At 66.3% G+C, this 19,703-nt stretch carries 16 protein-coding genes and 4 tRNA genes; all 20 read right to left on the bottom strand.

The annotated features are described in order from the left end of the window. Positions 1–21: 21 nt before the first annotated feature. Positions 22–1,143 carry a glutamate 5-kinase gene (proB, locus tag ACOQPD_RS01730; protein WP_420613182.1) on the bottom strand — a complete coding sequence of 374 codons (1,122 nt, stop codon included), beginning with the start codon at positions 1,141–1,143 and terminating at the stop codon, positions 22–24. Beyond that, entirely contained in the window at positions 1,136–2,395 is a 1,260-nt protein-coding gene (gene obgE / locus ACOQPD_RS01725) for a GTPase ObgE (RefSeq protein ID WP_420613181.1), read from the bottom strand. Before obgE ends, proB begins: the two co-directional genes overlap by 8 nt. Before the next feature lie 48 nt (positions 2,396–2,443). Continuing rightward, positions 2,444–2,701, bottom strand: a complete 258-nt coding sequence (gene rpmA / locus ACOQPD_RS01720) for a 50S ribosomal protein L27 (protein ID WP_420613180.1) — start codon at positions 2,699–2,701, stop codon at positions 2,444–2,446. 11 nt (positions 2,702–2,712) lie between these two features. Then, entirely contained in the window at positions 2,713–3,039 is a 327-nt protein-coding gene (rplU, locus tag ACOQPD_RS01715) for a 50S ribosomal protein L21 (protein ID WP_420613179.1), read from the bottom strand. A gap of 46 nt (positions 3,040–3,085) precedes the next feature. Next, positions 3,086–4,642, bottom strand: coding sequence for an Rne/Rng family ribonuclease (locus ACOQPD_RS01710; RefSeq protein ID WP_420613178.1), 1,557 nt, complete (start codon positions 4,640–4,642; stop codon positions 3,086–3,088). A gap of 479 nt (positions 4,643–5,121) precedes the next feature. Continuing rightward, positions 5,122–6,297 carry a rod shape-determining protein RodA gene (rodA, locus tag ACOQPD_RS01705; RefSeq protein ID WP_420613177.1) on the bottom strand — a complete coding sequence of 392 codons (1,176 nt, stop codon included), beginning with the start codon at positions 6,295–6,297 and terminating at the stop codon, positions 5,122–5,124. Positions 6,298–6,300: 3 nt separating this feature from the next. Beyond that, entirely contained in the window at positions 6,301–8,283 is a 1,983-nt protein-coding gene (locus tag ACOQPD_RS01700; protein ID WP_420613176.1) for a peptidoglycan D,D-transpeptidase FtsI family protein, read from the bottom strand. After that, positions 8,280–8,801: a rod shape-determining protein MreD gene (gene mreD, locus ACOQPD_RS01695; RefSeq protein ID WP_420613175.1), complete on the bottom strand. Its 522-nt coding sequence runs from the start codon at positions 8,799–8,801 to the stop codon at positions 8,280–8,282. Before mreD ends, ACOQPD_RS01700 begins: the two co-directional genes overlap by 4 nt. Continuing rightward, positions 8,802–9,662, bottom strand: a complete 861-nt coding sequence (gene mreC, locus ACOQPD_RS01690) for a rod shape-determining protein MreC (protein ID WP_420613174.1) — start codon at positions 9,660–9,662, stop codon at positions 8,802–8,804. 329 nt (positions 9,663–9,991) lie between these two features. Continuing rightward, complete coding sequence (locus tag ACOQPD_RS01685) at positions 9,992–11,023, bottom strand: rod shape-determining protein (RefSeq protein WP_420613173.1); 1,032 nt, start codon at positions 11,021–11,023, stop codon at positions 9,992–9,994. Positions 11,024–11,113: 90 nt separating this feature from the next. Then, entirely contained in the window at positions 11,114–11,518 is a 405-nt protein-coding gene (ndk, locus tag ACOQPD_RS01680) for a nucleoside-diphosphate kinase (RefSeq protein WP_420613172.1), read from the bottom strand. A gap of 215 nt (positions 11,519–11,733) precedes the next feature. Next, entirely contained in the window at positions 11,734–13,023 is a 1,290-nt protein-coding gene (locus ACOQPD_RS01675) for a bifunctional folylpolyglutamate synthase/dihydrofolate synthase (RefSeq protein ID WP_420613171.1), read from the bottom strand. A 51-nt stretch (positions 13,024–13,074) separates the two neighbouring features. Continuing rightward, positions 13,075–15,714 (bottom strand): valine--tRNA ligase, encoded by a 2,640-nt coding sequence (locus ACOQPD_RS01670; RefSeq protein WP_420613170.1) that lies wholly within the window; start codon positions 15,712–15,714, stop codon positions 13,075–13,077. Between the two features lie 45 nt (positions 15,715–15,759). Next, complete coding sequence (gene clpX / locus ACOQPD_RS01665; protein WP_420613169.1) at positions 15,760–17,028, bottom strand: ATP-dependent Clp protease ATP-binding subunit ClpX; 1,269 nt, start codon at positions 17,026–17,028, stop codon at positions 15,760–15,762. 3 nt (positions 17,029–17,031) lie between these two features. Beyond that, positions 17,032–17,685, bottom strand: a complete 654-nt coding sequence (locus ACOQPD_RS01660; RefSeq protein WP_420614415.1) for an ATP-dependent Clp protease proteolytic subunit — start codon at positions 17,683–17,685, stop codon at positions 17,032–17,034. Positions 17,686–17,705: 20 nt separating this feature from the next. Beyond that, positions 17,706–19,067, bottom strand: a complete 1,362-nt coding sequence (gene tig / locus ACOQPD_RS01655) for a trigger factor (protein ID WP_420613168.1) — start codon at positions 19,065–19,067, stop codon at positions 17,706–17,708. A gap of 51 nt (positions 19,068–19,118) precedes the next feature. Next, positions 19,119–19,193 (bottom strand) — tRNA-His (locus ACOQPD_RS01650). 72 nt (positions 19,194–19,265) lie between these two features. After that, positions 19,266–19,338: transfer RNA gene (locus ACOQPD_RS01645), tRNA-Arg, on the bottom strand. A 49-nt stretch (positions 19,339–19,387) separates the two neighbouring features. Further along, positions 19,388–19,458, bottom strand: a tRNA-Gly gene (locus ACOQPD_RS01640). Positions 19,459–19,571: 113 nt separating this feature from the next. Beyond that, positions 19,572–19,645 (bottom strand) — tRNA-Pro (locus tag ACOQPD_RS01635). Between the last annotated feature and the right edge of the window lie 58 nt (positions 19,646–19,703).

The following is a 19,703-nucleotide window of genomic DNA, read 5'->3' as shown; positions in this document are numbered from 1 at the left end:
CACCGCGGGGGGCGCGGAGGCTCAACCGTTCAGCAGGACCACCAGGCGATCGCGGTGGATCACCTCCGGCGGGAGACCGGTATCCGTGCTGCGCTTTCCCATCCGATCCCTGATCTGATCCGAGTCGGATGTCACGAGCCCCTTCCCCACCAGAACACCCGCGGGGCTCCGGACCTCCACCGACGAGCCTGCCGGGAACTCGCCGTCCAGTCCGGTGACCCCCACCGGCAGTAGCGAGCCGCCGCGGCGCGCCAGGGCCCGCACCGCACCATCATCGATCCGCAGCGTGCCGCTGGGTTGCTGCCCGAACGCCAGCCACAGCTTCCACGCTGACAGCTTGGTGGCGCCGGGCACCACGTACGTGCCTGTAGCACCACCTCGGATGATGGTGTCGATGACACCCGGCCGGTCCGACCTGGCGATCACGGTGGGGATGCCGGACCAAGCCGCCATCCGCACCGCCTTCACCTTGGTTCGCACCCCTCCCGATCCAACCGGCCCGGGTGCTCCCGCGGCCACCCGGTCCAGGATGGGATCCCGGTGGCGGACGGTCCGGATCGGCTCCCCCTCCCCCGAGCGGGGATCGGCCGAGTAGAGGCCGTCCGTGTCGGTCAGGAGCACCAGCATCCCCGCACTGACCAGGTGAGACACGATGGCGGCCAGCCGGTCGTTGTCGCCCATCTTCCAGCCGTGGATGGCCACCGTGTCGTTCTCGTTGACGATCGGGACTATCCCTCGCTCCAACATCCGGGTCAGGGTCCCCCGAGCGTGGAGATACTGGGCCCGCATCTGGAGCACGTCCACGGTCAGCAGCACCTGGCCCACCGTCCGGCCGACGGTCGGGAATACCCGGCTGTAGTGGGACATCAGTAACGTCTGGCCTACCGCGGCCGCCACTTGCAGGCCCGTGGTGTCGGAAGGACGTCCGCCCACGGCCGGCGATCCGGCCGCTACTGCGCCCGAGGAGACCAGCACAGCCGGGTGGCCGGCCTCCCAGAAGGCGCTCACCTGCCACATGACACGCTCAACGGCCCGTTCGTCCACCGAGCCGTCCGCGCGGGTGAGACTGGACGAGCCGACCTTGAGGACTACCGGGCTCCCCGGTGGCGGCGGCTCGCGACGCCCGGCGGTGTCCCTATCCAACGTCGGGCTCCGAATACTCGAATACCAGGTCGCCGATCCGTACCTCGTCGCCCTCCTGGGCGCCCGCTCTGCGCAGCGAATCATCCACGCCGAGACGAGAGAGCCGGCGGGAAGCGAGCCGGGCGGCGTCGGACAGAGTCAGGTCGTTGAAAGCCACGGCCCGTTCCGCGGCGCGGCCGTTCACCACCCAGACGCCATCCACGCGCTCCACCTCGAAGGTGGCGCCGAGCGGACGATGCAGGACATAACCCTCGCCCTGGTCGCTCGTACTCGCCGCCCGGTCAACGGCGTCGGCGACCCGATGGACCAGGTCATCTAGGCCCTGTCCGGCCACCGAGCTGATCTCGATCAGGTCCGGGGCGAGTTCAAGCAGGGCAGTGGTAACCGGGCTCTCGACAGAGAGGTCACGTTTGGTGACGGCCACCACGCGCGGGCGATCCGCCAGGCCCGGGTCGTGCATGCGAAGCTCGCGCTCGAGCACCTCGTACTGGCGTTCCGGAGAGAGTTCCTGCAGAGGTGACGGGTCAAGGAGGAACACGAGCACCCGGGCTCGCTCGCAGTGCCGGAGGAACTCGTGCCCGAGTCCCTTGCCCTCGGCAGCCCCCTCCACCAGGCCGGGCACATCGGCCATCACGAACGACCGGTCGTCGATCGTCACCACTCCCAGGTTGGGGACCAGCGTGGTGAAGGGATAGTCGGCGATCTTGGGGCGGGCCGCCGATATCCGCGAGATCAGGGTCGACTTGCCGGCGTTGGGGAAGCCGATCAACGCCGCATCGGCAACCAACTTCATCTCCAGGGTGAACCAAGCCTCAGTTCCGTACTCGCCCTGCTCGCAGAATGACGGCGCCCGGTTGGAGGTCGAGACCAGCGCCGCGTTGCCGCGGCCTCCCCGGCCGCCCTCCAGCACCGTGACCTCCTGGCCGGCGGCCACCAGGTCGGCCACCAGCCGGTCCTCGTCATCGATCACCATCGTGCCGGGGGGTACCCGCACGATCAGGTCCTCACCCTGCCGGCCGTGGCGGAGGTCGGACGCACCATGGCTCCCGCCATCCGCTGCGCGGTGGGGACGCCGACGGAAGTCCTGCAATGTGGACATTCCCTCGTCCACGGCGACGACCACGCTTCCGCCGTGCCCGCCCGATCCGCCGGCCGGCTTCCCCCGGGGGCGGCGTCCGACCCGGCGGAAAGACACCGCGCCGGCCCCACCGTTACCGGATCGAAGGTGGACGCGGACCTGGTCGATGAACACGATCCACCGTCCCGCGGTCAGGGATGTTCCGTGCCGGTGCCCTAATGATCAGCGAAGGTCGGAAAGGACGCTCACCCGGCGGCGACCTCCCTGACGGTGGTACTTCACCGTGCCCGGAGCGATCGCGAAGAGCGTGTCATCGCCGCCGCGGCGTACATTGACTCCAGGATGGATGCGGGTGCCCCGCTGGCGAACCAGGATCGTCCCCGCCGTGATCTCCTGACCATCGAAAACCTTCGGGCCGAGCCGCTTGGCGTGCGAATCCCGCCCGTTCTTGGTGGACCCACCACCCTTGGTCTTGGACACTTCAGGCCTCCTTAAGTGACGGCGCCCACATGGGTTATCTCGAGGCGGGTATGGCGCTGGCGGTGGCCTTTCCTGCGACGGTACCCGGACTTGTTCTTGTACTTGAACACCTCGACCTTTTGACCCTTGATGTTGCCGAGTACCCGGGCCTTGACCTGCATTCCGGCCAGTTCCTCCCGGCCGGTGATCACGGCGCCGTCATCAGAGACCACCAGCAGCGGAGTGAAGGTCACTTCGTCCCCGGCATCGTTCAGCAACTCCACGTCGATCACGTAACCCTTGGACACTCTGGTCTGCTTGCCACCCGAGCGGATGATCGCGTACATCTCGGAATTCAACCTTTCGACCCGATCCCGGCCGGGCGCTCTCCGCGCCGACCAGCGTTCACATCGCAACCTTGTCGCCCACCGGGTTGATCGGAACCCCCGATGTAGCCGCTTTCTCGTGGAGCACGAGGCCGCGTCCGTCGCAGGTGGGACAAGGCTCGGAGAAGGATTCTATCAGACCGCTGGACACATTCTTGCGCGTCATCTCCACGAGGCCGAGACTCGAGACGGAGTGCACCTGAGTGGTGGTCTTGTCGGCGGCGAGCGCCGCCCGGAGCCGCTCCAGGACCGCCTCACGGTTCTTCTTGACCTCCATGTCGATGAAGTCGATGACGATGATGCCACCTATGTCTCGCAGGCGAAGCTGGCGCCCGATCTCCTCGGCGGCTTCGAGGTTGTTGTGAAGGACCGTGTCCTCGAGGTTCGCTTCCCCCACGTACTTGCCGGTGTTCACGTCGACCACCGTCAGCGCCTCGGTCTGGTCTATTACCAGGTGTCCCCCGGACGGCAGCCACACCTTGCGGTCCAGCGCCCGGCGGAGTTGGTCGTCCACGCGGAATCGGGCAAACAGGCTCTGATGCGGGACCTGGCTGAGATGCACCCGGGCGACCAACTCCGGGGAAACGTCCTTCAGATACCCGAGGACCGCCTCGTGAGCCCGCCGATCATCTATCAGCAGGCGACGGAAATCCTCCGTGAAGTGCTCACGGATTACCCGGATCAGGAGGCTGGGCTCCTCGTGGATCAGCCGGGGCGCGGACGCGTCCTTACCGGCCGCCTCGACCTCGGCCCACTTGGCCTTGAGGCGGGCGATATCGGCCACGATCTCCCGCCGCGACGAACCGGCCGCGGCCGTCCGCACGATGAGGCCGAAGCCGGGCGGGCGCTCCGCCTGGAGTAGGAGTCGCAGCCGGTTGCGTTCCGCCTCGGGCAGGCGGCGGGATATACCCAGCATGGAGTTCTTGGGGGAAAGCACAAGGTGCCGGCCGGGCAAGGTCATCTGGCTGGTGAGCCGAGGTCCCTTGCTGCCCATCGGGTCCTTGTCGACCTGGACCATAAGGTGGTCGCCCTTCTTGAGCTGGCGCTCGATGCGGGGGCCCCGACCATGGGTACGCCGGGCCGAATTGAGATCCCCGGCATAGATGACGCCGTTCTTCTCCGTGCCGATATCCACGAAAGCGGCCTCCAAGCCCGGAAGCACGCTGCGGACGACGCCGTTGTAGATGTTGCCGACCAGTGACTCCTGATCCGAGCGGTGGACGTAGTGCTCCACCAGCAGCGACCCCTCCAGCACCACGATCTGGGTCTGGTGGGGCAACACCCGGACCAGCATCTGGCGGCGTCCGGCCGCGGGAAGCGGAACCGTCCCCTCCATGTGGGGACGTGAACGGCCGCGATGACGGCTTCCGGACCGGGCCGGCCCTTGCTTGGGCTGTCTCTTCTTCCGCTTGCCGGCGGCCTTGGTGGCCACCTGATTCGGCTTTTTCGGCAGCTCTCTTACCCGCCGGACCTTGACGGTCTTACCGCTGATCTTTCTGGTTGTTCGTTCTTCGGTCGACTCGTCGCCGACTCCGCGGCGAACTATTTCGGCTGTCTTGCGCCGAAAGAAAGGCATTACTGATGTCTCCTTGATCTGAAAGGACGCACGCGACGGTCAGGGCTGAAACCAGGAGCGTTCGGACGACGGTGCAACCAGTACGGGCAGTGACTCTGGTCTGCTGCTCCGTCACGGTCTCCGGTCCCCTTCTCCTGCCGGTGCGGCTACTTGCTTCGACGTATGCCGGTGGGCCCGGCCCGCGCGGACCCTGCCTGCCGGCCTGCCGCCGGCCTCAGAGGGAACGATTTCCCATGCCGACGACGCCTCGTTGTTCCGTGACTCATCGAACCCCTCGAAGGCGAACCGGTCTAGTGCTCACTCCAGATACATCTGGTCGAAGGTCCACAAGTCCTCGTGCCATTGCGACTCATCGCAAATCGTCCCGGAGAGATTGACTACCCACGAGGAAGGGCCTTCCGGGACGGGCCTGGTAGGGGGCAACTGGATGTCAGGCTCGGTCGAGCCGCCACCCACCGCAGGTGATACTAACACCTAGTTCAGAGATCGCGCGCCTCCGGCCGGTCGCTGACCGGCGATCTCGATCGCCAGACAGAGTTCACTATCCCCAGCCCACCCGCCATGGCGATCATGGCTGAACCACCGGCACTCATGAACGGCAGCGGGAGCCCGGTCACCGGTACGAGGCCGACGGTCATACCGATGTTGACGAACACGTGGAACGACAGGAGCGCGGCCATGCCCACCGCGATCATGGACCCGAACGCGTTGGGCGCTCCCGCGGCCACGATCAGCACGCGCCATATCAGGATGGCGTAGGCGAGGATCACGGCCGAGCCGCCGATGAAGCCGAACTGCTCCCCCACCGCCGTGAAGATGAAGTCCGTGGTCTGGGAGGGGATGAAGCTGAGACGGGTCTGCGTGCCCTGCAACAACCCCCGCCCGACGAGCTGGCCTGAGCCGATGGCGATCTGGCTCTGGTAGAGATTCCAGTTGACACCCTGCAAGTCTGCGGTCTGGTCGAAGAACCCGGCGAGCCGGGCGGCCTGGTAGGACTTGAGGATGTCGAGTTGGAACACCGCTACCACACCCACGACCCCGGAAGCTCCCAGGACCAGCATCTGGCGAAAACTGGAGCCGGCTGCGAAGAGCATCCCGACCGTGATGAAACCCACCACCAGCATGGTGCCGAGGTCGGGCTGGAGGAAGATGAGGAAGCTCGGGACGGCCGCCATCAGCAGGGCCGTCCCGAGGGGCTTCCACGACAGGCGCCGCCCGGCCCCCATCGCCAGCAGGCTCGCCAGCGCGACTATCAGGGCCACCTTGGCGAATTCGGACGGCTGGAACTGGAAGCCCCCCACGGGGATCCAGCGGGTGGCGCCCTTTTGCGGAGGGGCGAACAGGACGCCGACCAGGGCGATGATCATGATGCTGTAGATGAGAGTCGGAATGCGCCGGTACAGGCGATAGTCGATCATCGACGCCGCCACGTAGGTGATCAGCGCCACGCCCGCGAAGATCATCTGCCTCCGCATCGCAGACGTGGGATCGCCCGTTTCCTCCTCCAGCCGGACGAAGGTCGACGAGTAGACCATCACGCTCCCCAGGGCCATCAGGGCGGCCATCAGCACGAAGACGATCACGTCGGGAGTGGGCCTGGGGCGGTCCTCGAATATCCCGCCCACGCCCTCCAGGGAACGACCCAGCACCGCCATGCTCTACCGCTCCGTGTCCTCGCCGGCCACCAGGGGCGTGACGTCGGCACCGAGCAGGTACTGGAATATGGCGCGTGCCGCCGGCGCCGCCACCGCGCCTCCCGAACCGCCCTCGTCCACCATCACCGCGACCACCCACCGCGGGGCGTCGATCGGCGCCACACCGACGAACCATGCCGTCGAGTCGTGGAAGACACCTTGCTGGTCGGTGAAAGACTGGGCGGTGCCGGTCTTGCCTCCCACCAACTCGACCAGTCCGCCCAGATCCTCGAATGCGCGCCGCGCCGTGCCGGAACGAACCACGGAGGTCAGGTCACGTCTCAGGGACGCGACGGTTTCCGGACCGATGTCCACCGACCGGAGCACCCGGGGTTCGAGGGTTCTCAGCCGCTCCCCTTCCGCGGTTTCAATGGCGTCCGCCACCCTCGGTTGGTAGACGGTGCCGCCGTTGAGCATCGACGCGTAGGCGACCGCCATCTGCAACGGCGTGGTCACGATCGGGCCCTGGCCGACCACCAGGTTCATGAGGTCGCCGCCGAGCCAGCCCTCGGCCCGGACCCGCCACGGCTGCCGTTCCTGCCACTCCTCGAAGAGTTGGCGATCGCCCAGGATGCCCTCATGCTCGAACGGGAGGTCGATCTGGGTGGGGCGGCCCACGCCAACCGCCCGGGCCCACTCCTGCACCATCCCCTCCCGGTCGGTGCCACGGAAAGCCCTCCATATGGAGAGTGCCACCTCCCAGAAGTAGATGTTGCAGGACCGCCGGAGAGCATCATGGAGGTTCTGCGGCCCGTCCGACTCGGGAAATGTCCAGTTCCTCCAGAGATGCTGCGAGTCGTCCTCGAAGCGGTGCGCCAGCTGCGGCGAGCACTCGATTGTCTCCTCCGGAGTGGACACTCCCTCCGGGAAGATGTTCTCCTCCATAGCAGTGACGTAGGTGATGGCCTTGAAGGTGGATGCGGGCGGCTTTACACCCTGGATGGCCAGGTTGTTGAAGGCCTGGCGCTCCGACAGCTCCTCGAAGGAATCGAAGTCGATGCCGCCCACGAACGCCTGCGGCTCGAAGGTCGGGTAGGAGGCCATCGCCAGGATGGCGCCCGTGTTCACCTCCATCACCACTGCCGTGGCTCTCTCGGTCGGGTGCGGCGTCCGGTCCGGATCCTCCTCGTCCTGGGTCTCCTTCAGCGCGTTGGACAGGGCGATGGCCTCGACCAGGATCCTCTCCACCTCTGCCTGGACCTCCACGTCCAGGGTCAGCCGGACCGTGGCGCCGGTGACCGGAGAAACGGTCCCGATCTCCTCGAGAATGGCGCCTTCCGGATTTATCCGGTACACGTGTTTGCCGGGGGTCCCCTGCAGGAACTCGTCGTACTCCCGCTCCACCCCGAGCTTCCCGATCGGCGTGTTGGTATCCGAGGTGGGTAGTCGCTCGAGATCGCCCGGTGAGGGCAATCCCATATGACCCAGTACGTGACCCATCAACGACCCCTCCGTATACCCGCGAACGGGCAGGGCTCGCACGGTGACACCCGGCAGGGTGGCTCGCTGCTCCATGATCAGGTAGGCCGTATCGGCATCGATCTCGAACTCCGCCAGCGCGGCCACCTCTCCGGAGCGGGTTCGTTCCACCGCCTCGCGCACTTCGACGGGCGACAGGTCGAGGATGGCCGCGAGTCGTTGGAGTACGTCGTCCTCGACCGCGACGGGGAGGAGCGACCGGTCGATCTCGATAACGAGACCCGGCACGGAGGTGGCCAGCACGATGCCGTTCCGATCGACTATGTCGCCTCGCGGCGCCGCGATCGGCTCGCTGCTGACGATGTTCTGGTCGGCCTCCAGGAGCCACTCCGGGCCGGCGGCGAGCTGAACGAACCACAGCCGGAAGAACAGGATGGAGAACGCCCCGGTGAACAGTAGGGCCAGAACCCCCACGCGCCAGATGTTCGTCGCTTGTGCCCGCCCATCAGGCCGCTTCCTGTCGTTCACAAGTGGCTCCGGACCCAGCTATGGCGAGGGCCGGCCACCCGCGAGAACAGCACGTCGGCCAGCGGGAGGACGCCCAGCGCCAACAACATGTTGTAGACCGGCACCAGTAGGAACGTCCTGATGATGTCAGGATTGCCCAGCGTGCCCTCACCGAACAGGGTACCTATCAGAGCGTTGGTAACCAGCGTGACCAGTGTGATGCCGCCGGCGGTCAACACGCCGATCAGGAGTCCGTAGTTGAACCGATCCCGGCTCCGTACCGTGACATACGCGCCCACGGTGAATGCCAGTGCGCTCAGGCCCAGAGGCGCCGATCCGAGCGAATCGAGCAGCAGCCCGCCGAGAAACCCCAGCAAAACGGCCACTTCGGGCTTGAGCCACATCGCACCGACCACCACCATCAAGAGGACGACATCGGGACTCGCGCCGAAGGGTCTGATGCTGTGGAACACGCTGGTCTGGATGAGGGCCGCCACCATCACCAGAACCAGGGAGAGCAGGAACCGCAGACCCGCCATCTACGTTCCCGCATCCGTTTCGCCGACCTGGTCGGTCGAGCCGGCGCCCACCTCCGGAAGTCCGGCGGACTCGCCATCTTCGAGCTGTGGCGCTGGAGAGGAGGGCCAGGGGATCACCGCTACGTACTCCAGGCGCTCGATGTCACCGATGGGTTCCACCCGGACCCTGATGATCCCGAACTGCGGCTCCGACGCCTCGGCCACGACGCCGACGTCCAGGTCCTTCGGGTAAGCGCCGGACTCTCCGTAGGGCCCGTAGGTCACCAGCAACTCGCCGCCCTCCAGCGGAGACAACGCTTCCAGAATGGAGAGCTCCAGGGCTCCGGCGCCTTGTCCGGTCACCACCCCGCGCTGTCCGTCGGGCAGGCGCACCGTGACCGCCGGCGCCCGGCGCGACGTGATCGGCACGACATTGGCCCCGGTCTCACTCGCCTCGGACACCAGGCCGACCAGCGCCCCTTGCCCGTCCACCACCGGCTGGCCCGTATGAACCCCGTCACCGGTACCACGGTCGATGGTCAGGGTCGGGTCGAGAGTCCCTCCCCGAGCAGTGACCTCAGCGGAGACGGCCAGTTGATACAGGTCCTCGCCGAGGCGCAGCGCCAGGAGCGTCTCCAACTCGGATACCTGGGCCTCCAGGTGACCGACCTGAGCCGCTTCCCGTTCCAGTGACTCGATCCGGTCGCGGAGTCGCTGGTTCTCCTCGCGGAGCCCGGCCAGGTTGGACAGGCCGTCGGAAAAGCTCACGACTGGGGTCACCACCGCGTTCGCAGCCGCCTGGAGCGGCGCCATGACCACCTGTGCGGTGTTGCGAAGGTCCGCCCCGAACCCTCCTCTGGAAGCACGGATGTCAAGAGTCATGAGGGTGAGGGAGATTACGAGCAGGCCGATGGCTACGTAAGCGGACCGATCCGCCGGGACGCCCCCCTTCCTCCTGCTTCCGGCGCGCCGCAGGGCCCGTCTTCCGGCATTCGAGAGTCTTGGCGGAACGGAGATTTCCCTGGCCCTTCACTTCATCCGGCAGGCCCGGCTGCCGGACCTGGAACCGAGCCCTAGGGCGCCGAAGAATCCCGTACAGACCACACGCCTGGAAGAGTGCTCAAAAGGGCGGGGATGGATCGGCCCGCAATACCTCGACCAGGGCTCTCGTCGCAGACTCATCGGGCCAACCGGACAATTTCGGTACCCTCCTAGAACCGCCCGGACGACTCGAGGACTCCCTGCAAGACGTCGAACTGTTCCAGGCATCGGCCCGATCCGACCACCACCGATTGCAGAGGCCGTTCGGCGACTTCAACTCGCAGGCCTGTCTCGAACGCCAACCGGTGATGCAGGACCTTGAGCAAGGCGCCCCCGCCGGTGATCACGATTCCGACGTTCATCAAGTCGGCGGCAAGCTCGGGCGGGGTGTTGTCCAGGGTGTAACGGACCGCGTCGATCATCATGGATAGCGGTTCCTGGATGGCTGCCCTGACCTCGGATGCCGTGAGCAGAATGGTCTTGGGCAGGCCGGCCACCAAGTCCCGACCCTTCACCTCGGCGCTGGGCTCGTTGTGGTACGGATAGGCCGAGCCGATCGCCATCTTGATCTGCTCCGCGGTCCGCAGGCCCAGCAGGAGGTTGTGCTCCTTCTTCACCCACTCGACGATCCGCTCATCCATGTCGTCGCCACCCACGCGGACACTCTTCGACACCACGATGCCGCCCATGGCGATCACCGCCACCTCGGTGGTTCCTCCACCGATATCGACCACCATCGACCCGGTCGGCTCGTTCACGGGCAATCCGCATCCGATGGCCGCCGCCATCGGCTCATCGATGGTGAACGCGTTGCGGGCGCCGGCGTGGTAGGCCGCTTCTTCCACGGCCCTACGTTCCACACCGGTAATGCCGGACGGGACGCAGATCACGATCCTGGGCTTGGCCCACCGGCGGCGGTGCACCTTCTTGATGAAGTAACGGAGCATGCGCTCGGTGATGTCGAAGTCGGCGATCACGCCGTCCCGGAGAGGCCGGATCGCCTTGACGTGCGAGGGGGTGCGGCCGATCATGCGCTTGGCGTCCATGCCCACGGCCAGCGCCTCGTTGGTGTTGGTGTTGATCGCCACCACCGAGGGCTCGTTGAGCAGGACACCCTGGTTGCGGACGTAGACGAGGGTATTAGCTGTACCCAGGTCCACGGCCATGTCCTGGCCGGCAACGACGAACGGGTTATCTGGCATCGGTGAAAGGTCCCTGTCGCAGGTCTCGGGCCAACTCTACCCTACGGATCGGCGCTACGGTTTGCCGGTTGGCTCGGCGGTCCGTAGCCATCACGGGAACCAGAGCGCCAACTCGCGAGCAGCGCTCTTCGGGCTGTCGGATCCGTGGACGATGTTCTCCCCGACCTCCAGCCCGAAATCACCCCGGATGGTGCCCGGACGCGCCAGGGCGGGATCCGTAACCCCCATCATGGCTCGAGCCACCGCGATCGCCGACTCGCCCGACCAGTGCATGGCGACCACCGGACCCGAGGTGATGAAGTCGATGAGGCCCTCGTAGAAGGGCTTGCCCTCGTGCTCCGCGTAGTGCGCGGCCGCGATGGCGCTGTCGGGCAGAACCATCTCGAGGCGACACAGGTCGAGTCCCTTGGCTTCGAACCGGGAGATGACCTCACCCACGAGACGGCGTCTCACCCCGTCCGGCTTCACCATTATGAAGGTGTCCTCATGGGCCATCTCTATGCCTGCCTTTCATGTCCGAGCGCCGGGGGATCCGGAGCCGGCCCCGATGGAGCCGCGCCACTCATGGCTCGAGAAACGGTTGACGGTCCGGAGGAGGATTCTAGGAGGGTCCGAAAGCGACCATTGCGGGGTTCGCGGGTGGCGTACCACGTCGTCGCCTGCGACAGGGGAGCGTGCGACCCCCTCCCGCCTACGTCGGCAGCACCGTCCTACCCGACGAGTGCGGTACGCGCCTCACCCGCCACGTAGAAGGATCCGGTCACCAGGATGGCGCCCTCGGCTCGACTCCACTCCCTGGCCAGCTCCACGGCCGCGCTGACGGGCCTGACCCAGGTGACCGGAATACCGGGTAACACCCTCTCCAGAGCCATCACCAACTCACCCGGTTCGGCGGCTCGCTCATGATCCGCCGCGGTGGCGATGGCCTGACCGACGAGTCCCGCGAACGGCGCCAGCATGGCGTGGATGTCCTTGTCGCGGAAGGCGCCGACCACCAGGGTCCAACCTGCGGCCGGCATCTCCTCGCGCAGCGTGCGGGCCAGGGCATCTGTGGCCTGCGGGTTGTGGGCGCCGTCCAGCACGACCAGAGGGGCCCTTCCCACCACTTCCACCCTGGCCGGAACCGTGGTGCCGACCAAGCCGTCCCGGACCGCCTCGCACGGCAGGGCGCGCCCGAACAGCTCCTCGACCGCCGCCACGGCCACGGCCGCGTTGGCTGCCTGGTGGCGGCCGTGCAGGGGAACGTACAGGTCGTCATATTGCTCGTAGATCCCGTCGAAATCGTATGACCAGCCCCCCACCGACATGCGCAGGTCCTCGATCCGGAAGTCCCTGTCCAAGGCACGGCGCACCGAGCCGACCTCGTCCGCTCTCCTATCTGCCACCGGCTCCACATCGTCGGGGAGGTTCCCGGTTACCAACACCCCGCCTGTCTTGAGGATGGCCAGCTTCTCACGCGCTATCTCGACCTCGGTTGTCCCCAGGTACTCGGCGTGATCGATCGAAACGCCGGTCAGCACCGCCACCTGGCTCTCCAAAACGTTGGTGGCGTCGAGGCGACCCCCCATCCCAACCTCCACCACAGCCACATCCACCGCTTCGTTGGCGAAGTGGGCGAAAGCGGCCGCCGTGGTCAACTCGAAGTAGGTGGCGCGCTCCCCGGTCTCGGCCTCCAGCAGGTCGACGAACGGGGCGACGTCCGTCACGGCCCGCGCGAACTGCTCCGGCGTCGCCATCTCGCCGGCCACCTTGAACCGTTCTTCCACCCGCTCGAGATGCGGGGACGTGAACGTGCCCGACTTAAGACCTATCTCATCCAGGACGGAGGCAGCCGCAGTGGTGACCGTCGTCTTGCCGTTGGTTCCTGTGATATGGATCGCCGGGCTGCGAAGGTGGGGAGAGCCCATCATCTCCAGCAGGCGATGGATCCGCTCGAGCCCCGGCTTCCACCCCAGTTCTATGTGCCGGTCGAGATAAGCGACGGCCTCGTCGTAGTCCATCCGGTTCAACGTTCGGCCGGCTGCGGACCGGCATCCCGGCCGGCGCGCCGGCTACCCAACCACTTCTCCGAGAGCCTCGAGCTGACCGACCAATCTGTCGACCAGGGCTCGGGAGGCGACCGCCTTCTGCTCCTCCCTGGCCACGACCTCTCCGGGAGCGCGGGAGCGGAAGGACGGGTTGGACAGCTTGGCTTCCGACTGCTGCAGCTCGGCGCGGGCCTTCTGGAGGCGGCGTCCCAGCCGCTCCTGCTCGGCCTTGATGTCGATGACACCCCGAACCTCCACGTAAGCCTCCAACGGGCCGGCCGCCACCCGCAGGTAGCCCGAGCTTTCCGGAGGGCCGCCCACCCTGGCGTCGACCCCCGCCAACGAGGCGAGCTGGGGTGCCCACCAGTCACGCCAGGCGCCGTCCGGATCATGAACCACCGCGTTGAGTTCCTCGCGAGCCGACCACCCGTGATATGACCGGGATGCCCTCAGGGCCGTGATCAGATCCTGGAGCGTCTCCATGCCGTCGGGCGCCGCGTAACGAGGCACATCCGGCCACGACGAGACGATCAGCAAGCCGTCGCCCACCAGATGGCTGTATAGCTCCTCGGTGACGAAGGGGATGGCCGGGTGAAAGAACTTGAGCATGTCGCGCATGACCACTCCCAGGGTCCGGATCACCGGCTCCGCCTCGGGACCTCCGGCCGCCAGCACCGGCTTCGACATCTCGAGATACCAGTCGAAGACCTCTGACCAGGCGAACGAGTACATGAGCGAGAAGGCATCCGACAGGCGGTGCGCATCGGACAATTCGTCGAACCGCGCCGCCACCTCACCCAACCGCTCGAGTATCCACCGGTCGACCGGACCCGGGTCATCCGGATAGCCTCCGGATTCGGGAACCGAACCGGCCGGCAGGTGGATCAGGGCGAACTTGGTGGCATTCCACAGCTTGTTGCCGAAGCGCCGGGCCGCATCCACCCAGCTGACATCGAAGGGCACGTCGTGGCCCGGGGATGCCGACTGCAGCAGGCTGAGCCGGAGGGCGTCGGCGCCGTACTGCTCGATCATCTCGAAGGGATCCACGATGTTGTTGAGCGACTTCGACATCTTCCGCCCGTCCGATGCCCGGACCAACCCGTGGATGACGATCTCACGGAAGGGGACATCCCCCGCGAACTGCATGCCCATCTTCAGCATGCGGGCCACCCAGAAGAAGATGATGTCGTAGCCGGTGACCAGCACATCGGTGGGATAGAACCGTTCCAGGTCTGCCGTCTCCTCCGGCCATCCGAGGGTGCTGAAGGGCCATAGGGCCGAGCTGAACCAGGTGTCCAGGACGTCCTCTTCGGGCCGCAACCGCTCCGAACCGCACTTCGCGCAACCAGGCGGTCGGGACACCGCCACCGTCACCTCGCCATCGGCCTCGCAATACCATGCCGGAATCCGATGACCCCACCAGAGCTGGCGGCTGATACACCAGTCCTCGAGGTTCTCCATCCAGCGGAAGTAGTTACGCTCCCACCGCTTGGGAACGAATCTGGCCCGGTCCTCCCGCACCACCTCTACCGCGGGGCCCACCAGTTCCGCGACCCGCACGAACCATTGGTTGGACAGGAGCGGCTCGATGGGCGCGCCGCTACGGGAACAGTGGCCCACCGTGTGGCGGTGCTCCTCGATGCGTTGGAGGTACCCGCCGGTCCTGAGGGCTTCGACCACCCTCGTCCGGGCCTCGAACCGGTCCAGCCCGGCGAACTCGCCGGCCGCGGCGGTCATCCTTCCGTCCTCGCCGATCACCTGGACGGGGGCCAGCCCGGTTCGTTGCGAGATTTCGAAGTCGAGCGGATCGTGGGCCGGGGTGACCTTGACCGCCCCGGTCCCGAAGTCCGGGTCGACCGCTTCATCGGCCACCACCGGGATGTCCCGCCCCATGAGCGGCAGGCGTACCGTCCGGCCGACCAGATGCCGGTAGCGGTCATCGCCGGGGTGGACGGCTACGCCCGTGTCGCCCAGCATCGTCTCGGCCCGCGTAGTGGCAACGGTTATGCCCGCCGCACCATCCCCGTCAGCGAAGGGGTAGGTGATATGGACGAGCCGGCCGTCAACCTCTCTGTACTCCACTTCGATATCGGAGATGGCGGTCCTGAGTCCGGGCGACCAGTTGATTATCCGTTGCCCCCGGTAGATGAACCCCTTCTCGTGGAGGCGCACGAACACCTCTCGCACCGCAGCGGATAGACCCTCATCGAGGGTGAAGCGCTCCCTCGTCCAGTCGCACGAGTCCCCAAGGGCCCGCATCTGCTGGGTGATGGCGCCTCCTGATTGCCGCTTCCACTGCCAGACCTGGTCTACGAACGCGTCGCGGCCCATCGACTGCCGGCTGAGACCCTCGAGGGCGAGTTCCCGCTCCACGACCATCTGGGTGGCGATGCCGGCGTGATCGGTGCCGGGTAGCCAGAGGGCCGCGTAGCCCTGCATGCGCTTCCGCCGGATGATCGCGTCCTGGATCGAGTGGTCCAGGGCATGCCCTATGTGGAGCACGCCGGTCACGTTGGGGGGCGGGATGACGATGCAGAAGGGCTCGCCGTCCGGATTGACCTCGGGACGGAATGCACCCGACCGTTCCCAGATCGGGTACCAGCGCGCCTCGACGCTCTGCGGGTCGTAGCTTCCCTGGAGGGGGTCGGGGGGGCTGGTGGTCATGGCGGAGACGAAATCGGCCGCGCTTACCCGACCCGGGCCGGGCGGCTACGCGCTCCTCTCGCGACGCTTCTCGATATCACTGATCGCGAGCAGGGTCGGGTTGGTCTTCTCCTCGACCACCTTCCGGTCGATTACCACCCGGCCGATGTCAGTACGGGAGGGAAGCTCGTACATGGTGTCCAGGAGGACCTCCTCCAGGATGGCCCGCAGACCGCGGGCGCCGGTGCCGCGCAGCATCGCCAGGTCGGCGATCGCATCGAGCGCATCGTCCTCGAACAGCAGCTCCACATTGTCGAGCTCGAATATCCGGGCATACTGCTTGACCAGGGCGTTGCGGGGCTCCTGGAGGATCCGGATCAGCGCCTCCTTGTCCAGCGCGTTGACGGTGGCCACCATGGGAAGCCGCCCGATGAACTCCGGGATCAGACCGAACTTGATCAGGTCCTCCGGCATGACCTCCGAGAGCAACTCCTCCTGGGGCCGGTCGGGACGGGATCGGAGATCCGCTCCGAACCCCACCACCTTGTTGCCGATCCGGCGGGAGATCACCTCCTCGAGCCCGGCGAACGCCCCACCCGAAATGAACAGCACGTCGGTGGTGTCGATCTGGATGAACTCCTGGTGAGGGTGCTTGCGGCCACCCTGCGGGGGTACGGAGGCCACCGTTCCCTCCAGGATCTTCAACAGGGCCTGCTGCACGCCTTCGCCGGACACGTCCCTCGTAATGGAGGGGTTCTCGGCCTTGCGCGCGATCTTGTCGACCTCGTCGATGTAGATGATGCCCTGCTCGGCTCGCTTGATGTCGTAGTCGGCGGCCTGCAGCAGCTTGAGCAGGATATTCTCCACATCCTCGCCCACGTAACCCGCCTCGGTGAGCGCGGTCGCGTCGGCGATGGCGAAGGGCACGTTAAGCATGCGGGCCAGGGTCTGGGCCAGCAGCGTCTTGCCGCATCCGGTGGGCCCTATCAGCAGGATGTTGGACTTGGAGAGCTCCACCTCTTCCTTGCGGGGTGTTCCGGCCCGCACCCGCTTGTAGTGGTTGTAGACGGCCACGGCCAGGGTCTTCTTGGCCCGCGCCTGGCCGATGACGTAGCCGTCCAGGAAGTCGTACACCTCGGATGGCTTGGGCAACTCCCCGCTTTGCTCGGACTCCCTGGTGGAGAGGTCGTCGTCCAGGATCTCGGTACACAGCAGGACGCACTCGTCGCAGATGTAGACCCCGGGCCCGGCAATCAGCTTCTTGACCTGCTTCTGCGAATGACCGCAGAAGCTGCATTTGAGCAGATCGCTCCCGTCCCCGTATTTGGTAGCCACGCCTCAGAGATCCTCGACCGCTACCAATTCCCGGCTGGTCAGCACGGCGTCCACGATGCCGTGCTCCCCGTACTCCTTGGCCTCCTCGGCGAGCATCCAGAAGTCGCGGTCGGTGTCCTGGGCCAGCTTCTCGTAGTCCTGGCCGGTGTGGCTGGCCAGGATCCGGTTGAGTTGTTCCCTCATCTGGACGATCAGGCGGGCCTGTATCTCGATGTCCGTGGCTTGCCCGCTCGCCCCTCCCTGGGGCTGGTGGAGCATCACCCGGGCGTGCGGCAGGGCGAACCGCTTCCCCTTGGCGCCGCCCGCCAGGATCACCGCGGCCGCCGAAGCGGCCATCCCCATGCACACGGTGCTGACGTCCGGCTTGATGTACTGGATGGTGTCGTAGATCGCGAACAGGCTGGTGATGGAGCCACCTGGGGAGTTGATGTATAGGTTGACATCGCGGTCGGGATCCTCTGATTCGAGATGGAGCAACTGCGCCATGACCAGGTTGGCCACCGCGTCGTCGATCGGCGTGCCGAGGAAGATGATCCGGTCCTTGAGCAGGCGGGAGTAGATGTCGAAGGCCCGCTCGCCCCGGCTGGTGGACTCGACCACCGTCGGTACCAGGTAGCCCGTGGCCGGAGGATTCAGGACGGCGCTCACCGGCAGCATGATCTCGCTCACAGCTCTCCTCACTCGATCTCGGCTTCGACGATCTCCGGGGCATCGGGTGGATCGAGCCGGAGGTCGATCACAGCCCCGTCACCATCCGTGGCCACCACACCTCGCATGAGAACGTCCAGTGCCCGGGTCCGCAGGATATCACTGCGCACGCTGTTTTCTAGCGCACTGCCCGCGAGCTCCTCGGCGAGACTGTCGACCGACTGATCCGTTCGCGACGCAATAGCCTGGTATGCATCGAGGAGTTGCTCGTCGCTGACCTCGATTCCGGCGTGCGCGGCAACCGAATCCAGTAGCGCCCGGACCTGTATCTGCGCCGTGGCCTGGTCACGGAACCGCCCGAACACGGCTTCGATGTCCTGTCCGGTCGCCTCCAGGTACTCCTCGACTGTCGACCCCTGCTCATCGAGGCGTGCGCGGAAGTCCTCGTACAACCTCACCGCGGACGCATCGACGACGGCTTCCGGTATGCCGAGCGCCATCTCCTCGGCGAGCATCGTCAACAGGGTGCCGCGTAGCTGGCTTCGCAACGAGTCGAGCCGCTCTCCCTCCAGATCCTCGTACACCCGTTCCCGCAGCTCGCTCACGCTGTCGAAGTCGGTGAAGTCCGATGCCCATTCATCGTCCAGGTCCGGAAGGAGCTTCTCCCGGACCTCCTCGACGACCACCCGCACCCCGATCACCGTGCCTTCGGGCAGGTCGCCGACCGCGATGCGGAGCGGCGCTTCGAACTCGACCACCGCGCCGGCCTCGCAACCCAGCAGATGGTCGGTCAAGCCCTCGACGGGCGCCTCTACACCCAATTCGTACAGAAACCCGGTGGCCGAAGGCGCCTCCAGATGGCGCCCTTCGTGCGAGGAGCGGAGGTCGATGGCTACGTAGTCACCCGCTCGGCAGGGCCTTTCCACCGTCTCCAGTTCGGCAAACTGCTCCCTGTAGATGTCCAGGTACCGCTCGACAGCCTCCTCGCCAATCGCTTCGGAGACTTCGAGCTCCACTGTCCGTCCCTCATAGACGGGCGGAGTGCTCAGCGTGGGCCAGAGGCTCACGAACAGGTCCACCTCGACGCCCTCAGTGACCTCCCTGATGCCGTCCACCACCGGCGAGACCGCCGGCGTCAGACCGGTGCCTTCCCACACCTCGGGGAGCCGGTCGGTCAGCAGGTCCTCGATGGCATCGTTGCGGACTCGCTCCCTGCCGACCACCCGCTCCACCATGCGGCGGGGCGCCTTGCCGCGGCGGAAACCGTTGACATGGATCTCGCGCGACAGCCTCCGGGCGGCGCGGGTCTCGGCCGCCTCCAGCCTATTGCTATCGAGCAGGAGGGTTACACGGCGCTCGAATTCGCTCACTTCAGCAACGGTGAAAGACAAGACACTCCCTGGAGTCGGGCTAGGCAAGGTGCTGTCGAGCGACAGCACCAGGGTGACCGAGGGGATTCGAACCCCCGACCTCCTGGACCACAACCAGGCGCTCTAACCAAGCTGAGCTACGGCCACCATGCGCCGGGCACTACACCCGGCTTCTTGTTATCAGGACTCGCCATACCCGGATCAGTACCCATCGTGGCGCGCCCCCGGAAGGATTCGAACCTCCGACCAAGAGCTTAGAAGGCTCCTGCTCTGTCCACTGAGCTACGGGGGCTGGTCAGCCCTACGCTCCGCGGCAGCCCGGTCCAGGACTATTCCGTCAGAGCGGGTGAAGGGAATCGAACCCTCACCACCAGCTTGGAAGGCTGGAGCTCTACCATTGAGCTACACCCGCCGGGCCACCCCATGATACATGCCGAACCCGGCCGGCTGGGACGCGCCGGCACCCGGACAGGTCCGCCGAAAACGGAGGCCGAACGGCTAGCCTTCACGCAGGGAGGTATCAGGTCGGGCTGGTCGGATTTGAACCGACGACCTCCTGCTCCCAAAGCAGGCGCGCTGCCAAGCTGCGCCACAGCCCGGTCGAGCACCCCCAGGAGCGCTCGTTGAGCAGAGATACTAACCCTACGAGCGCACTTG

Source organism: Candidatus Spongiisocius sp., from assembly GCF_965221825.1.
Classification (GTDB): Bacteria; Actinomycetota; Acidimicrobiia; order Spongiisociales; family Spongiisociaceae; genus Spongiisocius.
Note: the sequence above shows the minus strand (reverse complement) of the source record. Positions and strands in the feature narration are given on the sequence as shown.